Annotated in this window: 17 protein-coding genes; 8 read left to right on the forward strand and 9 right to left on the reverse strand. The window is 66.8% G+C overall.

The features are described 5' to 3' along the window. Positions 1 to 2: 2 nt before the first annotated feature. The 6 genes from MLJ35_RS10875 to MLJ35_RS10900 form a co-directional block, all read right to left on the reverse strand. Positions 3 to 1,115, reverse strand: coding sequence for a hypothetical protein (locus tag MLJ35_RS10875; protein ID WP_243384362.1), 1,113 nt, complete (start codon positions 1,113 to 1,115; stop codon positions 3 to 5). Between the two features lie 105 nt (positions 1,116 to 1,220). Next, complete coding sequence (locus tag MLJ35_RS10880) at positions 1,221 to 1,667, reverse strand: RrF2 family transcriptional regulator (RefSeq protein WP_243384363.1); 447 nt, start codon at positions 1,665 to 1,667, stop codon at positions 1,221 to 1,223. A gap of 71 nt (positions 1,668 to 1,738) precedes the next feature. Beyond that, a complete protein-coding gene (locus MLJ35_RS10885; RefSeq protein ID WP_338028453.1) occupies positions 1,739 to 2,506 on the reverse strand; it encodes a YwiC-like family protein in 768 nt (255 codons plus the stop codon). Positions 2,507 to 2,737: 231 nt separating this feature from the next. Further along, positions 2,738 to 4,876, reverse strand: a complete 2,139-nt coding sequence (locus MLJ35_RS10890) for an acetate--CoA ligase family protein (protein WP_243384365.1) — start codon at positions 4,874 to 4,876, stop codon at positions 2,738 to 2,740. 1 nt (position 4,877) lies between these two features. Next, positions 4,878 to 5,477: an indolepyruvate oxidoreductase subunit beta gene (locus MLJ35_RS10895; protein ID WP_243384366.1), complete on the reverse strand. Its 600-nt coding sequence runs from the start codon at positions 5,475 to 5,477 to the stop codon at positions 4,878 to 4,880. Further along, the gene (locus tag MLJ35_RS10900) at positions 5,474 to 7,135 is read right to left on the reverse strand and encodes a thiamine pyrophosphate-dependent enzyme (protein ID WP_243384367.1); all 1,662 of its coding nucleotides are present in this window, start codon (positions 7,133 to 7,135) and stop codon (positions 5,474 to 5,476) included. The genes MLJ35_RS10895 and MLJ35_RS10900 overlap by 4 nt, the downstream gene beginning before the upstream one ends. A 531-nt stretch (positions 7,136 to 7,666) precedes the next feature. Between MLJ35_RS10900 and MLJ35_RS10905 the strand changes: the two genes are divergently transcribed. The 8 genes from MLJ35_RS10905 to MLJ35_RS10940 all read left to right on the forward strand — a co-directional run bounded on the left by MLJ35_RS10905 (position 7,667) and on the right by MLJ35_RS10940 (position 20,375). Then, on the forward strand, positions 7,667 to 9,022 hold the full coding sequence (locus tag MLJ35_RS10905; protein ID WP_243384368.1) for a hypothetical protein: 1,356 nt from the start codon (positions 7,667 to 7,669) through the stop codon (positions 9,020 to 9,022). Continuing rightward, positions 9,022 to 9,495, forward strand: coding sequence for a hypothetical protein (locus tag MLJ35_RS10910; RefSeq protein WP_243384369.1), 474 nt, complete (start codon positions 9,022 to 9,024; stop codon positions 9,493 to 9,495). The genes MLJ35_RS10905 and MLJ35_RS10910 overlap by 1 nt, the downstream gene beginning before the upstream one ends. A 29-nt stretch (positions 9,496 to 9,524) precedes the next feature. Continuing rightward, positions 9,525 to 10,175 carry a hypothetical protein gene (locus tag MLJ35_RS10915; RefSeq protein WP_243384370.1) on the forward strand — a complete coding sequence of 217 codons (651 nt, stop codon included), beginning with the start codon at positions 9,525 to 9,527 and terminating at the stop codon, positions 10,173 to 10,175. An 85-nt stretch (positions 10,176 to 10,260) separates the two neighbouring features. Beyond that, positions 10,261 to 12,954, forward strand: coding sequence for an OmcA/MtrC family decaheme c-type cytochrome (locus MLJ35_RS10920; RefSeq protein ID WP_243384371.1), 2,694 nt, complete (start codon positions 10,261 to 10,263; stop codon positions 12,952 to 12,954). A 171-nt stretch (positions 12,955 to 13,125) separates the two neighbouring features. Further along, a complete protein-coding gene (locus MLJ35_RS10925; RefSeq protein WP_243384372.1) occupies positions 13,126 to 13,533 on the forward strand; it encodes a ComEA family DNA-binding protein in 408 nt (135 codons plus the stop codon). 328 nt (positions 13,534 to 13,861) lie between these two features. Then, positions 13,862 to 16,519 carry an OmcA/MtrC family decaheme c-type cytochrome gene (locus MLJ35_RS10930; protein WP_243384373.1) on the forward strand — a complete coding sequence of 886 codons (2,658 nt, stop codon included), beginning with the start codon at positions 13,862 to 13,864 and terminating at the stop codon, positions 16,517 to 16,519. A 491-nt stretch (positions 16,520 to 17,010) separates the two neighbouring features. Continuing rightward, positions 17,011 to 19,659 (forward strand): OmcA/MtrC family decaheme c-type cytochrome, encoded by a 2,649-nt coding sequence (locus tag MLJ35_RS10935; protein ID WP_243384374.1) that lies wholly within the window; start codon positions 17,011 to 17,013, stop codon positions 19,657 to 19,659. Between the two features lie 242 nt (positions 19,660 to 19,901). Next, positions 19,902 to 20,375, forward strand: coding sequence for an RrF2 family transcriptional regulator (locus tag MLJ35_RS10940; RefSeq protein WP_243384375.1), 474 nt, complete (start codon positions 19,902 to 19,904; stop codon positions 20,373 to 20,375). Positions 20,376 to 20,406: 31 nt separating this feature from the next. Here MLJ35_RS10940 and MLJ35_RS10945 read toward each other — a convergent pair whose 3' ends face one another. The 3 genes from MLJ35_RS10945 to nifJ all read right to left on the reverse strand — a co-directional run bounded on the left by MLJ35_RS10945 (position 20,407) and on the right by nifJ (position 25,657). Beyond that, the gene (locus tag MLJ35_RS10945) at positions 20,407 to 20,952 is read right to left on the reverse strand and encodes an RrF2 family transcriptional regulator (RefSeq protein WP_243323611.1); all 546 of its coding nucleotides are present in this window, start codon (positions 20,950 to 20,952) and stop codon (positions 20,407 to 20,409) included. A gap of 140 nt (positions 20,953 to 21,092) precedes the next feature. Beyond that, positions 21,093 to 22,085: a dihydroorotate dehydrogenase-like protein gene (locus MLJ35_RS10950; protein ID WP_243384376.1), complete on the reverse strand. Its 993-nt coding sequence runs from the start codon at positions 22,083 to 22,085 to the stop codon at positions 21,093 to 21,095. 11 nt (positions 22,086 to 22,096) lie between these two features. Further along, positions 22,097 to 25,657 carry a pyruvate:ferredoxin (flavodoxin) oxidoreductase gene (gene nifJ, locus MLJ35_RS10955; protein WP_243384377.1) on the reverse strand — a complete coding sequence of 1,187 codons (3,561 nt, stop codon included), beginning with the start codon at positions 25,655 to 25,657 and terminating at the stop codon, positions 22,097 to 22,099. Positions 25,658 to 25,759: the final 102 nt, after the last annotated feature.

A 25,759-nucleotide genomic window follows, 5' to 3' on the forward strand; every position in this document is an offset into this window, starting at 1 on the left:
GGTCAGGCCTTCAGGCTGGTGGCATCGGGGATGGGCTCGGCGTGGACCGGGATGGTGGCGAAGGGATCAAAGGCGCCGTGGAGCCGCGTGCTTTGGGCCTTGGCCACCAGGCGCCGCTTGCACCTGGGGCACAGGTCCAGATGGTGGACGGACGCGCTGTGCCGGGTGCCTTCCAGCTCCAGCACCTTCCACAGCTCCCCGAGGTCGCGACGCTGGTTGGCCCGGATGAAAGGCACGCCGCAGCCCTTGCAGGCCAGGCGGCCCTCGGCCTCGCCCTCGGCCTTGTAGATCGTCACGCCCAGCTGGGCGGGCCGCTGAACGATGTGGAAGAGCTTGCCGAAGGGCAGGCCCAGCAGCAGGAGGATGACCGTCAGCTCGTGGAGGAACGCAAGGGTGCCGAAGTTCCGCCCCTGGAGCCACGTCTCCGAGGCGGTGAGCATCAGCCCCGTCATGCTCACGGCGATGAGGAGCACCAGGGGCAGCAGATCCAGATCAAAGCGCTGGGTGGCGGTGTCGCCCTCGTCCTGCTTTCGGCGGATGAGGCTCAGCACGCAGCCGGCGATGACCATGACCGCCGCCAGGTCCAGGATGTGGAAGCTGACGAAGGCCTGGAAGCTGTCGAGGGGGAAGGAGCCCGCGGGGAAACCCAGCACCCAGGCCTGGTAGCGGGTGGGGTCCAGGCCCTCGCTGGTGAAGCGCACCCATCCGAAGACCAGGGGCAGGGTCACCGCGAAGCCCAGGAGGCAGCCCCAGGCCAGCAGGGCGTGGGCGCCCCATCGCTTGATGGAGCGCTTCTCGATGAAGCGTTGGAGGAGGATCTGGTCCAGGGCCAGCAGGGCCATCTTCGGGAGCGTCTTGAAGACCCGGGGGGAGAGCAGGGTCCGGAGTGTGTGACGAAAGTACATGCGGGTGGCGGGGCGCTCGATCCAGGAGACGTAGCGGTAGGCCACGCCGAAGCAGGCGAAGAGGCTGGCCAGGAGGTAGCCCAGGAGGGCCGGATCCAGCCAGCGCCCGCCTCGGCTCCCCAGGGCCACGGCCACGCCGAGGGCCAGGGTGGCGAAGGCGGCTCCCAGCAAGGGCCGGGCTTCGAGGTCGAGTTCGGCGAGGAGGCTCATGGCTGGGCTCCAGGGGCAGGCAAGGAAGAGAAACGGACCAGTAAGTCCTAATTTAAAGCAAAACCGCGGTGGTTCAAGGCGCAGGATCCAGATCCAGGCTTGGGCTCAGGGTTTCTCGCAGGGCGGCCGGCCCTTGCCATCCTTCTGGTGCCGCAGGTCCATGAGCTGGAGGTCCCGGATGGTGGCCTCGGTCATGGACGTGGCCACCTGGGCCTTCACCGCGCCCCAGGCCTCGTGCAAGGGGCAGGGGTGGTCGCCGCCGCAGGATGGGAAGCCCATGATGCAGCCGTCCATGGAGTTCGGGCCCTCCAGGGCCACGACCACCTCGCCTACGGTGATGCGGTGGGAGGGGCGCAGCAGGCGGAAACCGCCCTTGGGGCCCCGCACGGACTCGAGGATCTCCGCCTGCACGAGGCCTTGGAGGATCTTCGCCAGGTAGGGCCCTGGAAGCTCAAGGCGCGCCGACAGGTCCTTGGCCAGGCAGAAGCTCCCATCCTCGGGAAGGGCGGCGAGGGCACGGAGGGCGTAGCCGGTGGCGGTCGAGAAGATCATTCCGGAATATTACTTCTGATTTGTAGTTCAGGGGGGGTGATTCGGGAGTCCATCCCCAGTTGTGACCGAGATCAGAGCAGGGCTCGCCAGAGGAGCAGCAGGCCCAGCACGCTCAGGCCGCCCTCCCGCCAGCCCAGGGTGCGGGCCGGGATGGGCCGGTAGGGAGCCAGGGCCCGGAGGTAGAGCAGGCCGGTCCAGCCGGTCCAGACGAGCCCTTGCGTTCCACGGGGGGCCAGGAGCAGGGCGGAGACCCCGATCAGCAGGAGGTGGAGGACATGGACGGGAACCTTGCGCCGATTCAGTTCCTCCGGGGCCAGGTGGTGGGCATGGCCCAGGAGCCGTCGGACGTGGGCGAGGTTGGCGCCTCCCACCAGGGCCGTCAGCAGCCAGGCCCGGCCGGCCTCGGGAAGGGAACTCCCGCCGGCCGCGAGGATGGCGGCGGCCAGGCCCGCGAAGGCGCCCTGGGCGGCCAGCTCCACGGCCAGGGAACGCACGGCCCGCTGGAGGTCGGCTCGGAGGGCCAGGAAGACCAGGGGGGTCGCGAACGCGAGGGGGATCAGGAACCGCGGGCCCGAAAGCCAGAGGGCGAGTCCCCCGAAGGCCGCAGCGAGGCATCCAAACAGCAGAAGGGCGCGGACCTGGAGGGAATCCCGCTGCCCCGTGAGCACCCGCCGGAGGGGCGGCCGGGCCAGGAAGAAAGCCAGGGCGGCCAGGCCCAACCCCAGGCCGGCCCAGCTCGGTCGCACCAGGAGCCCCAGCACCAGTGGGAATCCGAGCATGAACCAGCTCCCATGTTCGGCAGGCAGGAGGGTGCGCATGGGGGGAAGGGTTCGGGACATTTTAGTCCTCTCAGGTCCGAAATAGAGTCTGACCCCAGATCCTGCTCCTGGCCATGCCGAAGGTCACAGGAGGGAGATAAAGAAAGAACGGAACGCGAAGGGCGCGAAGAAAAGCGCGAATACCGCGAAATCGGGAACTGGGGCTCTGCGAGGAAGCGTCCACCGCAAGCCGACATCCCTTCGCGCGCTTCGCGTCCTTCTTGGCGCTCTTCGCGTTCCTGTCCTTCGTTGTTATTGCTCCGACGCGATCAGCCGCAGCCCCTCCAGGGCCTCCTCCATGGTGAGGAAGACGGGGAGGCCGGCCTCCCGGAGGCCCTGGCGGTAGGCGTCGTAGATGGCGCCGCCTTCCACGGCCACGCCTACCCACTTGCCGCTCTCCCGGGCCAGCTCGGCCAGGGCCTTCGCGAAGGGGCCGAAGGCCGCCGGGTCGGCGGTGCCCAGGCGGCGGGTGAGGGGCACCAGACCCACCACCACGGCATCGGCCTCCGACTGGAGCAGCAGCCTGGTGCCGGCCAGGTAGGCGGCCTCGTCGGCCATGGGCGTGAGGTCCAGGGGCAAGCGGGGGCTCACGAGGCCCGTGAGGCCGTGGGCCTCGATGGTGGCCGTGAGGGCCGACGTCTCGGCCTCCGTGAGCTTCGCGCCCCGGAAGGGGCCCGTCAGCAGATCCGCCGAGGCCACGGACTCGAAGCCGGCGTTGGTCACGATGGCCACACGGCGGGGCGTCCCCTCGGCGAAGGCTGCCAGCCAGGAGAGGGCCGCGTCGAAGGCCTCGATGCGCTCGGCGAGCATGGCCCCCGAGCGGCGGAGGACGCTGGCCTGCAGGGCGTGGTCGCCGGCCAGGGCGCCGGTGTGGCTGCTGGCAGCGGCCATGCCCTCCTGGCTGCGTCCGCCCTTGTAGAGGAGCACCCGGCGGCCAGAGGCCCGGAGCTGCTTCGCGGCCTCGGCCGTGGCCTTCAGGTCTCCGGGGGCGAAGCCCTCCAGGTAGGCGCCCACCACCTTCACCGCCGGGTCCGAGCCGAAGCCCGCCAGGAAGTCCGAGCAGCGCAGGTCCATCTGGTTGCCGATGGCCACGGCGGCGCGGAGGCCCAGCTCAGGCCGGCGGCTCAAGCGCGTGATGAGAAATGCTCCGCTCTGGCTCACCAGGGCCGCATGACCCCGGTGGGGCCTCAGGGGCAGCTTCTCGTCGGGGATGAAGAGGGTGTTCAGATCCTGGTCGGGGCTGTAGAGCCCCAGGCCGTTGGGGCCCACCAGGGCGGGGGTCCACTTGCCGGCGCGGCGGTGCTCGTCGAGGCAGGCCACCAGCCGCTTCCCGAGACCCTCGGTGTCCGCACCGTCCCCCAGGCCGCCGGCTACCACGTAGACGACGGTGGCGCCGCCCCCCTGGCGGCAGAGCTGCTCCACCACTTCCAGCGTCAGGGGCGCGGGCAGGGAGAGGATGAGCTGGTCCGTGGGGGCCGTGGCCAGGTCCGCGACCGAGCCGAGGCAGGGCAGGCCCAGGAACGTCGTGGCGCCAGGCTTGATGAGCCGGATGGTCCCGGCGGGGAGGGCGGAGCGCTGGACATTCTCCAGGATGATCCGGCCCACGGTGCCCTCGCGGCTGGAGACGCCGGCGATCACCAGGTCGCGGGGCGCCACCAGGGCCCGGTACCAGGCGGGATCCGGCGTCGCGGGCGGTTCGGTCGCGGCCGCCTCGAGGGTGCCCACGCCGTCCAGAGCCGTGGGCAGGCCCTCGCTGTCCAGCACCACGGGGTTGAGCTCCAAGAGGGTGACGCCTTCGCGGGCCAGGCCTTCGGCCGCCTTCCACAGGCCCTGGAGGAAAGCCAGGAGCTTCGGTTCGTCCGTGAGCGCCTCGGCGCCCCGCTGGCGGCCCAGCCACGTGCGGCCCAGCCAGTGCTCGCGGAGGTCCGCCAGGGCCTGCTCCGGCGTGCAGAGGGCCAGGGGCCAGATCAGGGGCGGGGCCAAGGCGGCCCAGGCGTCGGCCTGGAGGCCGCCGATGCCGCAGACCACCAGCCAGCCGGCCTCCGGATCGCGCTTCAGGGAGACCAGGGCCTCCGTGGGCAGGCCGGCCAGGCGCTTGAACGCGACCTTCTCGCACACCAGCCCCCCGATCCAGGGATGGCCGGAGACACGCTGCTTCATGGCTGCTGCCTCGGCCTTCAGGGCTTCGGACTCGAAGGTCCCGAAGTGGACGGCGCCCTGGTCGGACTTGTGCCAGAGCTGGTCGGCGATGCCCTTGAGGACGATGGGCTCGCCGGGGGCGAAGGGCAGGGGCCCGGTCTCCAGGAAGCCGTGGCGGGGCACCCGCAGGCCAGCGGCGGCGAGCAGGCCGTAGGCCCGCCCCTCGTGGAGGAATCCCGTGGTCGTGTGCATGTCAGGCTCCTACGGGGTCGTGGATCAGGCCGCGTCCGGCCTCGAAGGCCTCGAAGTTCTTCTCGGTGACGCGGGCGCCCTTGGTCTCGAAGCGCTGGGCGATGACTTCGCGCCAGGTGTCGTCCTCAATGGGCAGGAAGCGGGAGGCCATGCCCAGCAGGGCCATGCCTCCGGCCTGGCGGTGGTTGAGGCGCCGGGCCAGGTCCTCGGTGTCGATGAGGTGGGCGCCGCGCACGGCCTTGAGAGCCGCATAGACGTCGTCCAGGGGCGGGTAGCCCGCCATGTCCATCTGGGGCTCCTCCGAGACGACCAGGTGCCCGTCCATGCGCACCATGGACACGTAGCGCAGGGCCTCCAGGGGTTCCAGGGCGATGAGCAGGTCCGCGCCGCCCTCGTCGAGGATGGGCGAGGTGAGGGGCACCTTCGAGTAGCAGACCTGGGCGTGGACGCTGCCGCCCCGCTGACTCATGCCGTGGATCTCGGATTGCAGGGCGTGGAGGCCGCTGCGGCGCAGGGCCTCCAGCAGGATCTGCGCGAGGGAGAGCACCCCCTGGCCGCCGACGCCGGAGAGGACGATGCCGTGGATGCGGGACTCGCTCATGGACGCACCTCCGTGCCGCAGCAGGCGGTTTCCTGCCGGGCCTTCTCCTCCCGGTCGTGCTCCTTCAGCACGCCCCGGCGGATGGACTGGATGCACTCGCGACGGAACACCACCACCGAAGGGCCGGGATGTCGCAGGGCCGCCTCCATGGCGGCCACGTTGGCCTCGTGCTGCTTGGGCACGGGCAGCAGCACCTGGAGCTGGTCCTCGGCGATGCCCATGCCGCGCACCATGCGTTCCACCTGGTCGAGGGCCTGGCTGGGCTGCTGGCCCGTCATGCCCACCACGCGGTTGTCGAGGATGACCACCGTGACGTTCACGCCCGCGTCCGCCGCCGTGAGCAGGGCCGGCAGGCCGCTGTGGCCGAAGGTGGAGTCGCCGATGACCGCCACCGCCGGGGTCTGGCCCGCCAGGGCCGCGCCCACGGCCATGCTGATGCTGGCTCCCATCTCCACCACTGCATGGATGGCAGCCATGGGCTCCTGGGCGGCCAGGGTATAGCAGCCGATGTCCCCGAACACGCGGGCATCCCCAGCGCCCACGTTGGCCAGCGCCTGCTGCACGGCCCCGTAGGCGTCGACGTGGCCGCACCCGTCGCAGAAGCGGGGGGCTCGGACGGGCAGTTCCAGGTCAATGGCCGCTTTCCCCGCGGGGGGCTCCAGATCCAGGGCCTTCTTCAAGAGACGGGGAGAAAGCTCCCCGGTCCGGGGCAGGGCGCCGTCCAGCCGGCCCCGGACAATAGCCGTGCCGCGGAGGCCGAGGCGCTCTTCCAGTACCGGGTAGTCCTCCTCGAAGACCAGCACTTCATCCACCTGGCCGAGGAAGGCCTGCTCCAGCGCAGGGTCCACGGGATAGGCGGCGACTTCCAGGCGGGGCAGGGCGGAGAGCTCGGGGTTCTCGTGCAGCAGCTGCCCGAAGTAGGCCCGTCCCATGCCGGCCAGGGCCACGCCACGACGGACGGTGCCGGGAACGAGGCGGTTGAGGGGAGTGGTCTCGGCCATGAGGCGGGGCTGCTTGTCCAGCAGGTCCACATAGCGGCGGCGGGCGTTGGAGGGGATGAGCACCCAGTCCTGGATGGTGGATTCGGGCGCCAGGCCGAGGGTGGCGGGCGGCTGGGTGGCCCGGCGGGCCAGGGCGGCACGGCAGTGGGCCAGGCGCGTGACGATGCGGAGCATCACGGGCACCTGGAGAGCCTCGGACAGCTCGAAGGCCCGGAACGTGAAGTCGTAACATTCCTGGACGGTGGAAGGCTCGAGGCAGGGCAGCCATGCGAATTCGGCCAGGCGGCGGCTGTCCTGCTCGTTCTGGCTGCTGTGCATGCCCGGGTCGTCTGCCACCAGGAGGACCAGGCCGCCTCGGACGCCCGTGAGGGCCGAGTTGGCGAAAGCGTCCATGGCCACGTTCAGGCCCACATGCTTCATGGTCACCAGGGCGCGGTGCCCGGTGTAGCTCAGGCCCAGGGCCAGGTCGTAGGCCACCTTCTCATTGGCCGCCCACTGGGCCACCCGGCCGTCCCGGGCGCCGTGGATGAGCAGCTCGACGGCCTCGAACCCCTCTGTGGATGGCGTGCCCGGGTAACCGAACGCGCCCTTGATGCCGGCATCGAAGGCGGCGCATCCCACCGCCTCCACTCCCAGCGCGAGGGTGCTCTGTGTCATTGAAAACCTCCAACCTTTTCCAAGCCGGAAGTATGCAGAGTCGCGCCAGTGCCCGGGGTCACAGGGGGCGTGGTCCGACCAGAGGAAGCAGACCGGATGTCCGGCAGCGAACACTTGGCCCCGTTTTGCGTGAACCGGGGGTTCCCATGCCAGGAATCAGGCCTCGAAGGCGGGAACCTTCCCCCAGTGGCAAAGGTCACAACTTTGTCTGATGAGGGTAAATCTGTTGGAACCGAAATCCCTCGAAAGGTCTATTCCGGGACATCGTCATTGATTCAAACAGGTGATTTTAATTGCTTTAATAAAAATAGGTGGATGCCTTCAAATGTCTTAATTAACCATACGTTCATGAACGAATTGAGCATTTTCACCCTTGAGGTAGCCAGAGTGGGGACTATAGTTTTGTTTCTGACGCCAGGATCTGCTTTCATCCGCGTCTCAGCTTGCACTGGCCGGCTTTTCCAAAGATTCCGCCCCTGTTTCTTCTGCCATTCCACCCCGGTCCATTCACGCCACCGCATGAGGCGAATCATGAAGCCACGAACCCAAGTGGTCCTGCTTGCCACCCTGATGTCTGCCACGGCCTGGGGCCAGGAGGTGAGCCTCTATGGCACCACCATGGCCCAGATGTGGAAGCAGGAGACGCCGGGCTTTGACAAGGCCACCTTCACTCCGGCCACCCAGTATCTGGGCATTGATGCCACCAAGCTGGGCATGGACAACCTGTCCCTGCACCTCTTCGGCTGGGGCCGGACGGATCTCAGAGACGCCAGCAACTTCGACGGTTCGAAGTCCGGCGGCTACCTGAACTATGGCTACCTCCAGTACCGCTTCGACCAGGCCAACGCCGAGATCAAGGCCGGACGCTTCACCACCAACCAGGCCACCGGCTTCGAGCAGGTGGACGGCGTCAGCGTCCGGACCGACCTGCGGGGCGGCTTCACCGTGTCGGCCTTTGGCGGGAAGCCCGTCTACTACAAGACGGTGGATCCGAGGAACCAGTCCGACTACGAGTACCAGCGGGACTTCATCTTCGGCACCCGCCTCGGCTGGCGCATCGCCCAGGCCGCCGAGGTCGGCGTCTCCTACCTCCAGGATGGATCGAAGGCCGCCAAGGATCTCGACATCCCGTCCCCGACCGATTACACCCGCAAGATGCTGGGCGCTGATGTCCACTTCGGCGCCGGCTCCCTCCTGGACTTCCGCGGGCGGACGGTGTTCAACGTCGCCAATGAGAGGACCAACCTCGCCGAGCACGACTACACCGCCACCGTAAAGCTGGGCAGCCAGGTCACCGTGACCGGCAATTATGCCGAGCGGGATTTCGTCAACTACTTCGCCGGGACGAACCTGCCCTCCCTTTTCCGCCAGGACGAGAACGACCTGTTCCGCGGCTTCGGGGGCAGCATCACCTGGAACGCGCCCACGGGCGTCCAGCTGGTGGCCGACTACCGCCACATGCACCGCGAGACCTTCGGCGACGTGAACCGCGCCGGCGGCGAGTTCCGGTGGTCCACCAGCGAGCGGACCTTCCTCGGCGGCATCGGCGCCCACTGGGTGAACGCCGCCAACACCAGGTTCGTGGATCCGGCCACCCCCTATCGGAGCCTGAGCCACAAGGAGGCCCGCATCTGGGGCATGGTCAACCGGGGCAAGCTCTCCGCCAGCCTGGACGGCATCCTCCAGCGCTATGAGAAGGACAATCCCTACCTCGTCGGAATCCGGAACCTGTATGAGGTGGTGGGCTCGCTCGGGTACCAGGCCACCTCGAACGTGAAGGTGTCCGGCGATGTCAGCTACGGAAGCACCGCCGTCGCCAAGCACGAGACCCGCGGCCTGCTGCGGGCCGAGTACCGGTTCGGCTTTGCCAAGAAGGGAGGCCGCTAATGGCCCGGAAGACCGTATTCCAGATCATCGGCATCGCCCTGGGACTCGGCGTCCTGATGGCATGCAGCCTCATCTCGCCCGAGGCGAGCTTCGCGGCGACCCACCCCCAGGAACTGGGCGCGGGCCGTCCCATCTGCTCTGAATGCCACAGCAGCGATGTGGCCAAGGGCGCGCAGAAGCCCTTCGCCGCCTTCGACCACACGCCCACCTTCGTGAAGGACCACCGCTTCCAGGCCAACCAGGATTCCAACACCTGCGCCGCCTGCCATGCCCAGTCCTTCTGCACGGACTGCCACGGCGGCAAGGTTCCCATGAAGCCGGCCACCCGCTTCAGCGACCGGCCTGACCTGCAGTCGCCGCACCGGGGCGACTTCATGACCCAGCACCGCATCGAAGGAAAGATGGATCCGTCGAGCTGCTACGCCTGCCACGGCCGAGCCAACAACGACAAGTGCGCAGCCTGCCACCGGTAGAGATCCGCATCGCGTCCAAGGGGAACACCATGAGCCGAATGAAACTGATGGCCGGAAGCTGCTTCGCGCTGGCCCTCGCGCTCCTCGCCTGGGGCTGCGCCGGGACCGCGAGCAAGGCCGCCCCGTTCAATCCCACCACTGGGCAGCACCCCGCAAACTGGATCCAGGTCCACTACGCGGAATATGTGAAGGCCCCGGACCAGTGCCGAAGCTGCCACGGATCCACCTCCGATCCCGCCCAGGCCGGCGGCATCTCCAAGGTGAGCTGCTTCAGCTGCCACACCAGTGTGGATCATCCCGCCGGATGGGCCGACCCCAGCCAGCACGGCCGCCTCGGGGCCCAGGCCGTTCCGGCCGTGACCCAGCTGGCCGGCGGGGCGGTGGTCAATGGTGCCGGCTTCGCCTACTGCACGAAGTGCCACGGCCCCAACTACACCGATGGCCTCGCCGTCTCCTGCAAGTCCTGCCACACCAAGGCACCGCACCCCGATGCGCCCTGGCGCGGTCCCACGTTTGTTTCGCCCAGCCATGTCAACACGAACAGCGGGAATGCCCCGGCGTGCGCCCAGTGCCATGCCAACGGCGCCAACTCCTCGCTGAAGCCCGTGACCCCGGCGCCCGCCGGCACCGCGCCCGGCTGCTTCAACAACACCCTGTGCCATGGCACGAGCTTCCAGTAAGGAGGTGCCTATCCAGCCATCTCCTTCGACCCTCCTCCCCCTGCTCTCTCAACCGAAGTCCAACTCCCTCTAAGGAGAATGCAGCATGCAACACCGACCTCTGAAACAGCTCTGCGGCGCCATCGCCGCGGCGGCCGTCGCCCTGATGGTGATCGGCTGTAACGGCAAGTCCGGCCCCGCCGGCGCCAATGGCACCAACGGCACCAACGGCACCAACGGCACCAATGGCACCAACGGCACCAACGCTGTCATCACCGTCAATGCCGCCCAGCTCACCACGGCCGAGTGGGGCCAGCTCACCCTGGATGGCAACATCACCAGCGTGACCATGGGCACCAAGCCCGTCGTGAACTTCACCGTCGTCGACGGCAAGGGCACGCCCGTCAGCGGCCTGGGCTTCACCAGCAAGGCCTCCACTGCCTTGGCCGCCAGTTACCCGAACTTCGGGTTCAGCATCGCCAAGCTGGTGCCCGGCACCAGCGGAAGCCCCAGCAAGTGGGTGAACTACATCGTCACCACGATGCCCACCACCACCACCGCTGCGGCCCCCGGCAGGCCCTCCACCGACAACACCGGCACCTTGGTGGACCACGGGGATGGTTCCTACACCTACACGTTCTACCGGGACATCACCGCTACCCAGGCCTTCCTGGACAACTACACCTTCGACGCCACGAAGAACCAGGTTCGTGATGACCTGGGCAACGTGAGCTACGAGCCGAACCTGGTGCATCGCGTCACCATCCAGATCGGCGGCAATGCCCGCGGCACCAGCACCAACACGCCCACCGGCGTCAACAGCGGCGTCACCGGCGTGCCCGTCCTGACCCCCGCCAACATCATCTCCGATTTCGTGCCTGCCACCGGCGCCGCCCCCGCGGCCACGGACGTGCAGCGCAACATCGTGGACACCTCGTCCTGCAACAAGTGTCACACCAAGTTCAACGGGTTCCACGGCAGCACCCGCATCAAGGCCGAGTACTGCGTGGTCTGCCACACCGACCAGCGCAAGTACGGCAACCCCGAAGCCGCCACCACCGCCACCGGCTACGACGACACCACCAAGGATGCCAACGGGAGCATCATTGGCCAGCGCAAGATCGGCGGCCTGGCTGTGGGCGACTTCCCCGCCTTCATCCACCGCCTGCACATGGGCGAGGAACTCTCCAAGACGGGCTACTACTACGCCGGTGTCCGCTTCAACGAGACCACCTACCCGCAGGACCTGCGGAACTGCTCCACCTGCCACACCGCGTCCATCGCCGCCACCCCCCAGGGTGATGCGTGGAACACCAACCCCAGCCGCATGGCCTGTGGCGCCTGCCACGACGCCATCGACTGGAACTCCGGCGCCAACCACGGCGGCGGCGCCCAGACCAGCGACCTGCAGTGCTCCGGCTGCCACGGCTCCGCGGGCATCAAGCTGAACCACATTCCCGTGTCGCCCCTGAACCCGGCCTTCGCCACCGGCGGCTACGTCAACGGCTCCTACCTGGCCGGCGACCGCAACAACCTGCCTCCGGGCGCCATCAAGATCGACTACGACCTGAAGAGCGTCACGCTGGACGCCACCCGGCACCCGGTGTTCACCTTCAAGTTCAAGCAGACCCTCAACGGCACGACCTCGGACGTGGTCTTCAACACCTACGCGGCCGGCACGGTCACGGAGATGATGGACAACTTCGTGGGCAGCCCCAGCGTCTACCTGGCCTTCGCGGTTCCGCAGGACGGCATCACCGCCCCGGCTGACGTGAACGCCACCGCTTCCGCCTACATCAAGAAGGTCTGGAACGGGACCGCCACCGGCACCGGCGTCGGCACCCTGACCGGCCCCGACGCCAGCGGCTACTACACGCTGACCATGACCGGCGTGGCGATCCCCGCCAACGCGGTGATGCTGCGCGGCGGCCTCGGCTACACCTACAACAAGAACAGCCAGCCCCTGACCCAGACCAACGTGCCGAACCTGGGCACCACCAGCTTCGCCTACGATCCCGTCACCATGCTGGGCGGCTTCAGCGTGCCCGCGCCCAACAAGTTCATGACGGTCACCGGCTTCTCTGCCCGCCGCAACATCGTGGACAGCGCGAAGTGCAACGATTGCCACAAGACCCTGGGCGTCTTCACCGCCTCCGCCTACCACGCGGGCGAGCGCAACAACGCCGAGTCCTGCCACTTCTGCCACAACCCCAACCAGACCAGCAGCGCCTGGAGTGCCAACGCCAGCACCTTCCTGCACGGCATCCACGGCGCCAGCAAGCGCAGCGTGGCCTTCAACTGGCACGCCCCGTCCCCGACGGACACCTTCGCCAACGTGACCTACCCGGCGATCCTCAACAACTGCGAAGCCTGCCACGTTCCGGGCTCCTATGACTTCAGCAACAGCGCCAACGCTGCGGCCATCCCGAACATGCTCTTCAGCACCGTCGCCAAGGGCACCTACAACACGGATCCCGCCACCAACCCCACGGGCTACTTCTCCATCTCGCCCTACGTGGATGGCACCACTGCGACCAACTACGGCACAGGCCCGAGCTACAGCGCCGCCACCGGCACGCTGACCCAGGACGTCGCCGGCACCAACCTCGTGATCTCCCCGATCACCGCGGCTTGCGCCTCCTGCCACGATTCCTCCGCGGCAGTCGCCCACTTCAAGGGCAACGGTGGCTCCTTCTATGACACCCGCGCCACCGCCCTGCTGAAGGTCGAGCAGTGCATGGTCTGCCACGGCTCCGGCCGCACGGCCGACATCAAGGCCGTCCACATGACCTTCAAGTGATGTCCCACGCCAGGGCGCGGTTTCGCGCCCTGGCGACCTGAGCTGCACGATCGAGGACCCGGTTGCCTTCCAGCTCCGGGTCCTCTTTTCGATTCCAGTCCCCTACGATTCGTTTGATTGACATTGCCGCCCGGCAGGCCGGACAATCGGCCTCCGGCGCTCGAGGAACCCATGAAGAACACGCTGCTGAAGACGACCCTTGCCTTCCTGACCCTGCTGGCCCCGGCCCTGCCGGCCCGGGCCCAGGAGGAAGCCTCCGCCCCCCGGAAGGCCGAGTCCAGGGCCGCCAAGGACGCCCGGTCGGCCAAGGCGAAGGAGACCGCCAAGAAGGCCCGGGTCCGGGCGAAGGAGAAGGCTGAGGCGGAGGCCAAGGCCGTTGACGTCAATAGCGCCACGAAGGAGCAGCTGAAGACCCTCCCCGGCATCACCGACGCCTATGCGGACAAGATCATCGCGGGACGTCCCTACCTCTCGAAGGCCTTCCTGGTGACGAAGAACGTCCTGCCACAGGAACTCTACCTGACCATCCGGAAGCGCATCGTGGCCCGGCAGGCGGGCGCGAAGCCCCAGAAGCGCTAGATCCTCCCTACGCGGTCCAGCCCCCCGGTGAGATCCGCCGGGGGGTTTTTTCATGCCGAATCTTTCCAGTCTGGCTTTTGTGTCATGAGACTCGTGACAAATGTCACAAGGCTGGTTGACTGCATAAATTACCGTAGGATCCTCATTGGCGAAATCCTGATGGAGTTGCCGTTCAGGAGACGTGCGCACCCATGCCGCAAACCTTCGGCCATCGCTCGCGACCCCCCCGACCCTTCGTGGTGGGCGATGGGGCCGTGCCGGGAATTGCCATGGAAGCGCGTTTCCTGCCCCTGCCCCAGCACCCCGATTTCCTCAAGGAGGAGGACCCATGCCACACCGGCCCCTGAAACAGCTCTTCGGCGTCATCGCCGGCGGCGCCCTGCTGTTGGCGCTGGTCGCCTGCGACGGCAAGACCGGCCCCGCGGGCGCCAATGGCGTCAACGGAACGAACGGAACGAACGGAACCAACGGCACCAACGGAACCAATGCCGTTCCCACCGTCAACGCCTCCCAGATGACCGAGGCCGAGTGGGCCAAGCTCACGCTCCAGAGCTCCGTCACCAGTGTCACCATGGGCGGCGCTCCGGTGGTCACTTTCAAGGTCACGGACGGCGTGGGCAACCTGGTGTCGGGCCTGGCCGTGAAGAACGCGAACGGTGCCTACGCCAACTTCGGCTTCGCCCTCGCGAAGCTGGTTCCCGGTGACACTACCCTGAAGAACCCCAGCCGCTGGGTGAGCTACATGGTGGTGCAGACGCCCGTGGCGGGCGGGACCGCCGCCACTGGCTGGGCAGAGACCGAGAACACGGGCACCTTGACTGACAACCAGGATGGGACCTACACGTACACCTTCGCCCTGGATATCAGCAAGGCGAAGGCCTATGTGGACGGCGCCACCTACGACGCCTCGCACCTGAAGTCCGACCTGGACGACCTGACCTACGATCCATCCCTCACGCACCGGCTGCTGATCGCGGTGGGCGGAAGCAAGCCCGGCACCACCACCCAGGTGCTCACCTCAGCCAATGTGGCCTACGACTTCATCCCGGCCACGGGCCAGCCCGTGACGGCCGCGAGCACGGAACGGCTGATTGTCGATACGGATTCCTGCAACACGTGCCACACCAAGCTGTCCATGCACGCCAACTTCTTCCCCGCCATCCAGGACACGCGGCTCTGCGTGGTGTGCCACACCGAGCAGCTGAAGTACGGCAGCGGCGAATCGCTGCCCGCCTCCGGCAACACGCTGGTTCCGGCCGGAACCTATGGCAGCACCCAACGCCTGCAGGACATGGCCCTGGCCAATTTCCCCAACATGATCCACCACATCCACACGGGCGATCTCCTCTACTACCAGGGCTACAACCAGTTCCTGCCCTACAACGAGGTCACCTACCCCCAGGATCTGCGGAATTGCACCAAGTGCCACACCCAGTCCGCCGTCGCGCCCCAGGGCGACAATTGGATGAGCGTCCCCAGCCGGCTGGCCTGCGGAGGATGCCATGACGCGATCATCTGGAGCAGCGGCGTCAACCACAACGGCGGCGCACAGGCCACCGACAAGGACTGCAGCAGCTGCCACGGCGCGTCCCAGATGCAGGTGATCCACACCCCGCTCGTGGCACCCAACAGCGTCTGGGGAGCCGGAACCCACACCAACGGCTCCTACGTCGCGGCCTACAAGAACATCCTCCCCGCTGGCGCCCACCAGATCACCTACGACCTGAAGAGCGTCACGCTTAACGGCAGTTCCCAGCCCGTCTTCCTGTTCCGCTTCCTCAAGGATGGCGCGCCCGTGGTGTTCAACACCTATACCGCTGGCGGGCCCACGGAGCTCATGGACGGCTATGTCGGCAGCCCCAGCCTCTACCTGGCCTACGGGCTTCCCCAGGACGGGATCGCGGCTCCAGCCGATTGGAACGCCACGACAAGCGCCTACCTAAGGAAGATCTGGAACGGCACCCAGACCACCAATGCCAGCGGCTCCTCCAGCGCCGGCACAATGGCGGGACCGGACGCGGACGGGTACTACACCGTCACCCTCACCGGCGTGACGATCCCCGCGAGCGCCACCCAGATCACCGGCGGCATCGGCTACGTCTACAGCTACGGCTCGCAGCCGCTGACCCAGATCGATCTCCCGGCCTACCCCTATGATTCGGCCACGACTAAGGGCGGACTCAGCGTTCCCGCGCCCAACGTCACCAAGCTCGTCAGTGGGACCTTGCCCACGGGATTCGCGGGCCAGAAGGCCCGTCGGGCCATCGTATCCAACCAGAAGTGCAATGACTGCCACGCCTACCTGGGCGTCTTCACAGAGAAGGTCTATCACGCCGGGGAGCGCAATGACGCCCCGACCTGCACCTTCTGCCACAACGTGAACCGCGTGAACAGCGGCTGGGGCGTCAACATCAAGGATGCCGTCCATGCCATCCACGCCGCCGACAAGCGGGTCAACAAGTTCTCGTGGGAAGTCTCCGCGGGCGACTACTACTGGGAAGTCACCTATCCGGCCATCCTGAACAACTGCGAAGCCTGTCATGTGGCCGGCTCGTACGACTTCAGCAACAGCACCAACGCGGCCGCGCTTCCGAACCTGCTCTGGACCACCGTGGCCACCGGCACCACGCCCGCGACGATCAACTACGTCAAGGGTGACGGCACCGACGTCCTTCCGGGAACCTACTACTCGCCCTTCGTGACTGCAGCCACCACCTACGGCTCCGGCTACGCGTTCAATGTCAACGCGAGCAACACGGGCGCGGTGACGACGGATGCGGCCGGCACCACCCTGGTGAGCTCGCCGCTCACCGCGGCCTGCTCCAGTTGCCACGACTCGGCCTCGTCCATCGCCCACTTCCAGGGCAATGGCGGTGCCTTCTACGAGCCCAGGGCCACCGCGCTCCTCAAGGTTGAGCAGTGCATGGTGTGCCACGGCCCCGGCCGCACGGCCGACATCAAGGCTGTCCACATGACGTTCAAGTGACATGAGGGCCAGGGCCTCGGCCCTGGTCCGCCGCTCTACCCTTCCGGGACCCGGCGCCTATAGGCTTCGGGTCCCGGTTTTTTGGGTGGTCGATCGAAAAAGCACGAGCTTGAGTCTCAGCGGAAGGTTGGGGAATCTGCCGCCATGGAGGTCCATTATGCATCTTATTGCTACATAGGAAGAGATCTAGGGCTTTGGTGTATTCGATTTAATTTTCCAAACATGAATCAGGCGGTGACTCGAGTCACAAGGGTGATTGACTCATTAAATTACCGTCAGATCATCATTGACGAATCCCTGACGGAACATTCCTACCGGGAGGTGTGTGGTGTCCATGTCACAGGCCATTGCCCGTGCAAGGCGCCCCTTTTCCCGGCAGGCGTTCTCCAGTGCTCGTGCTCGCAGGAGGTGACGACTGCGCTGATACGACGGAATCCCTTTCCAACCCCTACCCCACAACGCAGCTCGACTCCCTGAAAGGAGCATGTAGCATGCAACAGAGACCTCTGAAACAGCTCTGCGGAGCCCTCGTGACGGCGGCGGCGCTTCTGACGCTGATCGCCTGCGACGGCAAGACCGGCCCCGCCGGCGCCAACGGCGTCAACGGCACCAACGGTGTCAATGGCACCAACGGCACCAACGGCACCAATGCCGTGCCCCTCGTCGACCTCGGCAAGCTGACGGCTGAGCAGTGGTCGGCCCTCAAGCCGGTGGGGCAGATCACCGGTGTCACCATGGGCGCCGCTCCGGTGGTGAACTTCAAGCTCACGGACGCCGCCGGCACGCCCATCGTGGGCCTCGGCGCCGTCACGTCGAAGAGCACCGTCCCCGATCGGAGTGGGAACCTCGCCACGCTGACCGGCTATCCCAACCTGGCCTTCGCCGTCGCGAAGCTGGTGCCCGAGGATGCCACCACCAAGGCTCCCAGCAAGTGGGTCAGCTACATCGTGACCTCCGTGCCGGTCATCAAGGCCTCTACCGGCGCCGCGATCGCAGCCGGCCCCACCACGCCAACCACCGACAACACCGGCACGCTGGTGGACAACGGCGACGGCACCTACAAGTACACCTTCTACCGTGACATCACCAAGACGCAGGCTGCCCTGGACGCGGCGACCTACACCGCTCCCAGCGTCAAGGCCGATCTGGGCGACGTGACCTATGCGCCCACGCTCGTCCATCGCATCACCCTGCAGTTCTCGGGTAACGCCCCCGGCACCGGCAGCAACACGCCTGATGGCGTGACGCTTACTCCGGGCGTCCCGCTGGAGAACCCCATCAACGTGATCTACGACTTCGTGCCCTCCACCGGCGCCCCCGTGGCCGCGGGCACGGACATCCGCGACGTCGTCTCCATCAACCGCTGCAACGAGTGCCACGGCAAGCTGGCCTTCCATGGTGGCGGCCGCGTCGAAGCCCGCTACTGCGTGGTCTGCCACACGGACCAGCGCAAGTTCGGCCGCGCTGAAGCCACCACCACGGCTACCGGCTACAGCGGCAGCACCTACAAGATCAACGGCAAGGCCGCTGGCGACTTCCCCACGATGGTGCACCAGATCCACATGGGCAAGGAGCTGACCAAGACCGGCTACAACTACGCGAACGTGCTCTACAACAACATCGGCTACTCCATCCTCGATGGCGGCCAGCGGATGTGCCTGAAGTGCCACTCCGACGTGCCCCAGGCCGCCAACTGGAGCTCCAAGCCCACGCGCTTGGCCTGCGGTTCCTGCCACGACCAGGTGGACTTCGCCACCGGCCTCAACCACATGCCCGGGACCAACGTTCCCCTGACCGATGACCAGGCCTGCACCATCTGCCACACCACGGACGCGATCACGACCTACCACATGACCAACAACGTGACGCCGAACAACCCGGCCATCGCGTCGGACCTGAAGGTGGTCACCTACGAGATCAAGTCCGCCGCGGCCACGGCCACGGACACGACGGTGGTCTTCCGCGTCAAGGTGGACGGCACCCCCGCCACCTTCCTGGCCCCCGCCGCCGGCATGGCGAACCCCCTCGCTGGCTTCTCCGGCTCCCCGAGCTTCCTGCTCGCCTATGCCCAGCCGCAGGATGGCGTGACGGCACCGGCCGACTACAACAACCTGGGCAGCGGCTCCTCGAACTTCCAGCCGATCAGCGTCTCCATCGCCAACCTGCTGGATCCCAACTACGCCGCTACCCGCGGGACCCTCGCCGGACCCGATGCGGACGGCTACTACACCGCCACCCTCGTGGGCACGAAGACCTTCCCCGCCGGCGCGACCATGCGCTCGGTCTCCCTCCAGGGGTACTTCACCCAGGTCTTCACCATCGATCGCAATGGTGATGGGGTCGTGAACAGCAGCGACAACGTCGCCCGCCACGCCATCTCGGTCATCAAGCCCGTGACCGGCGACACGGTCCGACGCACCGTCATCGATTCCGCCAAGTGCGCCAAGTGCCACGAGTGGTTCGAAGGCCACGGCGGCAACCGCGTCTACGAGGTCCAGGTCTGCGTCCAGTGCCACGTTCCCGGCCTGACCACCAGCGGCCGCGGCATCTCCGACGCCGCGCTGAACGCCTATGCGTTCTCCACTTCCGACCAGGCCATCCTCACCGCCTGGCAGTTCGACAAGACCCTGCCGAACGCCGCCCTGGCGTTCCCGCAGGTCACCAACAACTTCAAGGACATGATCCATGGCCTGCACGCCGGGAAGGATCGCAACGACTCCATCAAGATCGCCCGCGATCGGACGCCGTCCGCGATCAACCTCATCGACGGGGCGAACATCGGCTTCCCTGGCATCCTGAGCAATTGCCAGACCTGCCACACCCCCACCGGCTACAGCGGCGTGCCCGCCAACGCCCTGGCCTCCCGCCAGGAAGCGGACAACGGCGTGTTCCTCAACGGCACCAACCGCACAACGGCGGATGCCAAGGCCGCGCTGGCCACCAACAACGCCAATGACCTGGTGACCACGCCCTTCACGGCCGCCTGTGTCAGCTGCCACGACAGCACCATCGCCAAGGCCCACATGAACCAGCAGGGCGGGCAGGTCCTGGTGCTCCGCAGCGGCCTCAACCTGGCCGGGGAATCCTGCGGCACCTGCCACGGCGCCGGCGCCACGTTCGATCCCGCCAAGGTGCACTAGACAGCCACCACAGCCTGGAAGGGACGGGTCTCCCGTCCCTTCCACCACCCATTCGACCCGGAATCCGCCAAGGATCCGGGTCGAATTCTTACGAAAGGAGCTGGGGCGGATCTGTGTTTTTTTACAATCTCCATCCAGATGGTGACGAAGATCACAAGGATGGTTGACTCGTTAGATTACCGACGGATCCTCATTGATGAGGCCTCAATACAACCCTCTTCATGGAGGTGCGTGTGCTCCCCTTGTCACAGACCACCGGTTACGCGCTGCGCGCCATGCGATGCCTCCAGGAGCCCGGTGGGCAACCGGTCCTGGTGGAATCCGTGGCGGACTACACCGGCATCCCGAGATCCTACCTCTCGAAGCTGGTCCACAAGCTGGCCAAGAAGGGCCTGGTGACCGCCCGTCGCGGCCATCACGGCGGCGTCGTCCTGGCCAAGCCCTCGGCTGAGATCACGCTGGAGGACCTTTCCGAGGCCATCGACGGCGTGGCCTGGCGCAAGCGCTGCCTGATGGGCCTGGCCGGGTGCACGGAGGAGACGCCCTGCGTGCTCCACGAGTACTGGAAGCAGACCCTGCAGGAGATCCTGGTGCGGCTGCGCTCCGTCACTCTGGCGGACATGGCCCGCCATCAGGATCCAGGCGTGGAACGCTTCCGCGCCGACCATGGCTTCCTGGCCACGGCCGAGGCGGAACGGAATCACGCTCCGGTCTGAAGACCCGGAGCGGATGATTCGGGGCGGGGGATCAGGCCTTCTTCGCGGTGGCCTTCGCGGCCGCGGGCTTCCGGGCCGGCGCCTTCGCCCCGGCCGGCTTGGCGGCCTTCCTGGGCTTGGGCTTGAGCTTCTTCTCGGGAAGCGCATCCGCCAGGCGCCAGGTGCGGCTCTGCTGCTCGAAGGCGCGGATCTCCTCCAGGGAGATGTCCTTCAGGCAGCGGTGGATGTGGTCGCGCTCGGACTTCCAGAAGGTGTGGGCGGGGCAGGCCCGCTCGTCGCTGCACTCCTTGAAGCCCAGCAGGCACTGGTTGCGCCACTCGGAGCCGTCCACGGCCTCGGCGATGAGGTCCAGGGTGATCTCCTTGGCGGCCAGGGCCAGCACCACGCCGCCCTTGTTGCCGCGCTTGGCCAGCACCAGACCCACCTTCGCCAGCTTGTGGATCATCTTGGAGAGGTAGGGCCGGGGGAAGCCTGTGCGGGCCGCCACGTCCACCACCAGCGTGGGCTTGCCGCCGGGATCCTCGAGGCAGCTCATGGCCAGGACTGCGTAACCGGAGGACTGGGACAGTGGGAGCATGGTCACCTACGCAGAAATGGAAGATGATTCGATCAAGAATGATAGACGATCTTCAGGTCAATCACATCCAAAGAGTGTGATTTCTCTCACAATGGCCAAGGCCCCCGGAGCTCCGGGGGCCTTGTGGGTAAAAGAAGGCACTAGGCCTTCCATCCATTGAGAATCCGCATGTAGTTCGCGCGCGTGAAGGCCTGGGCGCTGGGGCACTTCTGGAGGCTCATGCTGCCGCGGGCCTGGGCCAGGGATTCGTACTCGTGTTCGTCCAGCCACTCGTCCAGGGCGGCGCGCGACTGGGCCAGGCGCTCGGGGCCGTGGATGAGGAGGGCGGAGACCATCTGCACGGCGTCCGCGCCCGCCATGACGGCCTTGAGGGCGCCGATGCCATCGTGCACTCCGCCGGTCACCGCGAGGCTGCCCTTCACATGGCTGCGCAGCACGGCCAGCCAGCGAAGCCGCAGGAGCAGCTCCCCGGGGCTGGATAGCTGGAGGTTCGGCTCCGCGGTCAGCTCCTCCACATTGATGTCGGGCTGGAAGAAGCGGTTGAAGAGCACCAGTCCGTCGGCCCCCGCAGCCTCCACCTCGCCGGCGAAGTGGGCCAGGGAGGAGAAGAAGGGCGAGAGCTTCACGGCGACGGGGATCTTCACCTGGGACTTCACGACCCGGATCACGTCGAGGGTGCGCTTCTCCACCGCGGCGGCGGACTCCTTGGGATCCGTGGCCAGGTAGTAGACGTTCAGCTCCAGGGCGTCGGCGCCGGCCTGTTCCATGAGCTTGCTGTAGTGCAGCCAGCCCGCGGAGGTGGTGCCGTTCAGGGACGCGATGACCGGGACTGAGACTGCCGTCTTGATGCGGCGGATCTGCTCGAGGTACTTCTCGGGCCCAAGGCGGAAGTCGTCCGGCTGCGGGAAGTAGGACAGGGCCTCAGCGCTGGAGTGCGAGCTGAGCTGCATGTCCATGATGGTGCCCTCTTCCTCGCGGGTGATCTGCTCCTCGAAGAGCGAGTGCATCACGATGGCGGAGGCACCGGCATCTTCGAGGCGCTTGACCATGCCCATGTCGTCGACCATGGGCGAGGCGCCCGCCATCAACGGATGGGCCAGCTTGAGGCCGAGGTAGGTGGTGGAGAGGTTCATGGATTCCCCCTTCAGCTTTCCTTGCCTTTGATGGAGAGCTTCGCGAGCTGTTCATAGACCGAGAAGCGGTTGGTGGTGTCGTGCTGGGCCTGGGCGAGCAGCTTCTTGAAGTGCTCGGGATTCTGCTGCTCGATCATGCGGTAGCGGGTCTCGTTGCGCACGTACTGGCCGAGCTCGATCTTGGGCGCGCCGGAGTCCATCTGGAGCGGAGTCTCGCCCCTGTCCATGCGGCGGGGGTCGAAGCGGAACAGCGGCCAGTGCCCGGAATCCACGGCCATCTTCTGCTGGTCGGCGCCGTGGGCCAGGTCGTAGCCGTGGGCGATGCAGTGGCTGTAGGCCAGGATGAGGCTGGGTCCGTTGTAGGACTCGGCTTCCTGGAAGGCCTTCACGGTCTGCATGTCGCGGGAGCCGAAGGCCACCTTCGCCACGTAGATGCCGCCGTAGGTCATGGCGATCATGCCCAGGTCCTTCTTGGGCATGGCCTTGCCGGCCATGGCGAACTTGGCGCCGGCGCCCATGGGCGTGGACTTGGAGGCCTGGCCGCCCGTGTTGGAGTAGACCTCGGTGTCGAGTACCAGGACATTCACGTTCCGGCCGGAGGCGAGGACGTGGTCCAGGCCGCCGTAGCCGATGTCGTAGGCCCAGCCGTCGCCGCCCACGATCCAGACGCTCTTGTTGACCAGGTAGTCGGCCAGGTCGTGGAGCATCCTGGCCTCGGGCTCCTTGAGGCCCGCGAGCTTCTGCTTGAGGGCTTCCACCCGCTCGCGCTGGGCCTTGATGCCGGCCTCGGTGCTCTGGTCGGCGGTGGCGATGCCGGCGATGAGCTCGTCGCCGAGCTGGGCGGCCAGGCGGTGCATCAGCTCCAGGGCGAACTCCTGGTGCTTGTCCACCGAGAGGCGCAGGCCCAGGCCGAACTCCGCGTTGTCCTCGAAGAGGCTGTTGGCCCAGGCGGGACCCCGGCCGTCCTTGTTGACGGTGTAGGGCGTGGTGGGCAGGTTGCCGCCGTAGATGCTGGAGCAGCCCGTGGCGTTGGCGATGAGGGTGCGGTCGCCGAAGAGCTGGGTGAGGAGCTTGATGTAGGGCGTCTCGCCGCAGCCGGAGCAGGCGCCGCTGAACTCGAAGAGCGGCTCGAGGAACTGCGTGCCCTTCACGTCCAGCTTCACCGTGGTGCGGTCAGCCTCGGGCAGGTCGAGGAAGAACTGGAAGTTCGCCGCCTCGGGCTCGCGCAGCGGGGCCTGGGGCACCATGTCGATGGCCTTGTGCTTGGGGTTGCTCTTGTCCTTCGCGGGGCAGACCTCCACGCAGAGCGTGCAGCCCGTGCAGTCCTCGGGGGCCACCTGGATGGTGTACTTCTGGCCCTTGTACTCGGGGCCCTTGTAGTCCACGGCCTTGAAGGTGGCCGGCGCGCCGTCCAGCTCGGACGGATCGTAGACCTTGGCGCGGATGGCGGCGTGAGGACAGGCCATGGCGCACTTGTTGCACTGGATGCAAATGGAGGCGTCCCACTCGGGAATGTCCAGGGCGATGTTGCGCTTCTCCCACTTGGTGGTGCCCACGGGCCAGGTGCCGTCCACGGGGAAGGCGCTGACGGGCAGCAGGTCGCCCTTGCCCTCCATCATCACGGCGGTGACGCGCTTGACGAAGTCCGGGGCCTCGTCGGCCACCATGGGCGGGCGCTTGCGGGTGGCGGTGACCTTGCCCGGCACCGTCACCTGGTGCAGGTGGGCCAGGGTCTCATCCACGGCCACGAAGTTCTTCTGGACGATGGCGTCGCCCTTCTTGCCGTAGGTCTTCTTGATGGCCTTCTTGATCTGCTCGATGGCCTCCTCGCGGGGCAGCACGCCGGAGATGGCGAAGAAGCAGGTCTGCATGATGGTGTTGATGCGCACGCCCATGCCGGTGTTCTTGGCCACCTCGTAGGCGTCGATCACATAGAGCTTGAGGTTCTTCTCGACGATGGCCGACTGCACTTCCACGGGCAGGGTGTCCCAGACCGTCTCGGCGCTGTTCGGGGTGTTGAGCAGGAAGGTGGCGCCGGGGACAGCGGTCTCCAGCATTTCGTACTTGTCGAGGAAGCTGGTCTGGTGGCAGGCGATGAAGTTGGCCTTGGTCACCAGGTAGGCGCTCTTGATGGGGCGGGGCCCGAAGCGCAGGTGGCTGATGGTGATGGCGCCGGACTTCTTGGAGTCGTAGACGAAGTAGCCCTGGCCGAAGTTGGGGGTCTCCTCGGCGATGATCTTGATGGAGTTCTTGTTGGCGCCCACCGTGCCGTCGGCGCCCAGGCCGTAGAACAGGGCGCGGGTCACGTCTGCGGGTTCCACGTCGAAGTGGGCGTCGTAGGTCAGCGAGCTGTGGCTGATGTCGTCCATGATGCCGACGGTGAAGTGGTTCTTCGGCGCGTCCTTGGCCAGGTTCTCGAAGATGCCCTGGACCATGGCCGGCGTGAACTCCTTGGAGGACAGGCCGTAGCGACCGCCCACGACGATGGGGTCGAGTTTGGTGTGGCCCTCTTCGCGGCCTTCGCGCAGGGCGGCGATCACATCCAGGTGCAGGGGGTCGGCGGGGGCGCCGGGTTCCTTGCAGCGGTCCAGGACGGCGATCTTCTTGACGGAGGCGGGCAGGGCCCGGACGAACTCGGGGATGGCGAAGGGCCTGAAGAGGCGGACCTTCAGCACGCCGACCTTCTCGCCCTGCTTCATGGCCCACTCGACGTACTCATGGGTGACGTCGCAGCTCGAGCCCATGGTCACAATCACGCGCTCGGCCTCGGGGTGGCCGAAGTAGTCATAGAGGCGGTACTGGCGGCCCGTGAGGGCGGCGAAGCGGTCCATCTCCTGCTGCACGATGGCCGGGAAGGCCGCGTAGTAGGGCGTGCAGGCCTCGCGGGCCTGGAAGAAGGTGTCGGGGTTCTGGGCGGTGCCGCGGATCATCGGGTGATCGGGCGTCAGGGCCATCTTGCGGAAGTTGGCCACCAGCTCGTCGGGCACCATGTGGCGGAGGTCCTCGTCATTGAGGATCTCGATCTTGGCCACCTCATGGCTGGTGCGGAAACCGTCGAAGAAGTGGAGGATGGGCACCCGGCTGCGCAGCGTGGCCGCGTGCGAGATGGCGGCGAAATCATGGGCCTGCTGGACGCTCTCGGAGCTGAGCATGGCGAAGCCGGTCTGGCGGCAGGCCATCACGTCCGAGTGGTCGCCGAAGATGCTCAGGGCGTGGGCGGCCAACGTGCGGGCGGTGACGTGCATGCAGAAGGGCGTCAGCTCGCCGGCGATCTTGTACATGTTGGGGATCATCAGGAGCAGGCCCTGGGACGCCGTGAAGGTCGTCGTGAGGCTGCCGGCCTGGAGGGCCCCGTGCACGGCCCCGGCGGCGCCGCCTTCGGACTGCATCTCGATGACCGAGGGGATGGTCTTCCAGACGTTGGTCTTGCCCTGGGAGCTCCACTCGTCGGCCCACTCGCCCATGTTGGAGGAGGGCGTGATGGGGTAGATGGCGATGACTTCGCTGAGGCGATGGGCGACCGAGGCGGTGGCCTCGTTCCCATCCAGGGTCTTCATCAAGCGCTTGCTCATGGTTTCGCTCCTTCCGGCGTGCTTCTTCGGGGCGCTTCCGGGGATAGGTTTCAGGACAGGCAATCCAGAATCAGGACAGGCAACAAGGCAGGCCCATCATAT

Origin of the sequence: Geothrix alkalitolerans (genome assembly GCF_022808885.1) — a bacterium.
Lineage (GTDB): Bacteria > Acidobacteriota > Holophagae > Holophagales > Holophagaceae > Geothrix > Geothrix alkalitolerans.